Origin of the sequence: Methanoregula sp. (assembly GCF_049690535.1) — an archaeon.
GTDB lineage: Archaea > Halobacteriota > Methanomicrobia > Methanomicrobiales > Methanospirillaceae > Methanoregula.
In genome coordinates this window covers 1-1,561 of sequence record NZ_JBAVMX010000140.1, presented here as the reverse complement: position 1 = coordinate 1,561, position 1,561 = coordinate 1, and the positions used below count along the sequence as shown (strand labels likewise).

Annotated in this window: 2 protein-coding genes and 1 pseudogene; all 3 read left to right on the top strand. The window is 59.4% G+C overall.

From position 1 onward, the window contains the following. Positions 1–188, top strand: a pseudogene (locus tag WCE46_RS11175) (diphthine synthase); the annotation flags it as partial. Next, a complete protein-coding gene (locus WCE46_RS11170) occupies positions 182–763 on the top strand; it encodes a DUF357 domain-containing protein (RefSeq protein ID WP_424733801.1) in 582 nt (193 codons plus the stop codon). The pseudogene WCE46_RS11175 and the gene WCE46_RS11170, both read left to right, overlap by 7 nt. Before the next feature lie 106 nt (positions 764–869). Beyond that, a partial coding sequence (locus WCE46_RS11165; RefSeq protein WP_424733800.1) for a lysylphosphatidylglycerol synthase transmembrane domain-containing protein occupies positions 870–1,561 on the top strand: 692 nt, incomplete at its 3' end.

Sequence of the window (1,561 nt, the reverse complement as noted above, 5' to 3'; positions counted from 1 at the left end):
AACAGGTGACAATTCCGTTGTATGTCGGCATTGCCCGGGCCGGTTCTGAGGCGCCGGTCGTACGGGCCGGCACTGCCGAAGTCATCAGGTCCACGGATTTTGGCCCGCCGCTCCACGTGCTGGTCGTCCCGGGAGAGCTCCACGATATGGAGCGGACGTATCTTTCGAGGTTTGCCGGCCTATGCTGATCGCCGCATGCGGAGAACTCCTCTCCCGCGAACTGGATGCCACCACGGTTGTCCCCCACGAAGGCACGCCGCTTGGTGCGACTGCCGACACCGTCCGGGGCATGGCACGTGCCTATGCGGACGATGGCGCCACGTTCTTTGCCGGCGGGGATCTTGTCAATACCCTCGCCGCATACTATTACGGCTCCGGCTGGCTGCACTTCGGCCTCGCGTACGGCCTGCTGTCCCTCCCGGGGAAAAAAACTGCCACCTGCCCCTTTGCCGGGCCGACGGAATCACTTCCCCCGGCGCATGCAGGAAAACTCGACGAGAAAACACGGAGGTATGCCCGCCTGCTCGACACCGCATGCGCCTCGGTGACACTAGCTCCTGAACCGGAAACAACCGGCGGCATCTTTGCCCGTCGCGTTCTTGCAGTCGGCACCTGTTATGCCCGGGGCGGGCAGGTCAGCCTTGCGGCAGAGGAGATGGAGGTGGCACTCGCACGCTTCAGCTACGGGCACGCGTGGCTGGACGCCGGGGTCAGGTCCGGCCTCCTGGCACTCACCGGCAACCGGGAGATCTTCACGATCTGACACGACGGCGGCCAGACGGAAATCTTCTCCAATAAAAGGTGTTTATACTATGCCTCATAACCTTTTAAGATAAAACAGGCAGGCAGATCCTGCCCGGGTGGGCACCATGGACAGTTCGCAGAAGAAATGGCTGTATATATCCATCGGTTTTTCTCTCGTGGTGCTGATCGTCATCCTCTATTTTACCATAAACGCAAACACCCTCCAGTACCTTAAAAAGATCAACCCCTGGTTCCTGCTCCTCGCATTCCTCACCCATATCCTGACCATGTGCTTCTGGGCGATGCGGGTCAAGAAGATGTCCGGGTCGCTCGGGTACCCGATCAAATTTTTCTATTCCTTGAACCTCGTTTTTGCAAACCTCCTTGCTGCGGCAGTCACCCCGGCACAGGCCGGCGGTGAACCGGTCCGGGTGCACGAGCTGTACAAGGCGAATGTCCCGCTCGGGGATGCAACGGCGATTGTCATTATGGAACGGGTGCTGGACGGTATCGCCCTTGCCTGCCTTGCAGCGTTTGCGATGTTTGCCCTCACCGAGCAGTGGAAGAGCCTCGGGGCGATCTCGGAGGTCATGGTCTACATTACTTGGATCTTTGTCGCCGGGTGCCTCGTCCTCTTCTACCTTGCCATCCGGAGACCCGATGTGATGAAACGGGTGGCAGACCGGGCTGCGCGCTTCTTTACCCGCAAATGGGAACCGGCACGGGTCGCGGAACTGCTCGACCGTATAGAAAAAGAGATCGTAAATTTCCATGCCGCCGTGCTCAAATTTGTCAGGACGGCAAAATCCGGCCTTGC

What these genes read in the sequence shown, in the direction of transcription:
- WCE46_RS11170 (WP_424733801.1), top strand. Translation starts at nt 182, where the DNA reads ATGCTGATCGCCGCATGCGGAGAACTCCTCTCCCGCGAACTGGATGCC.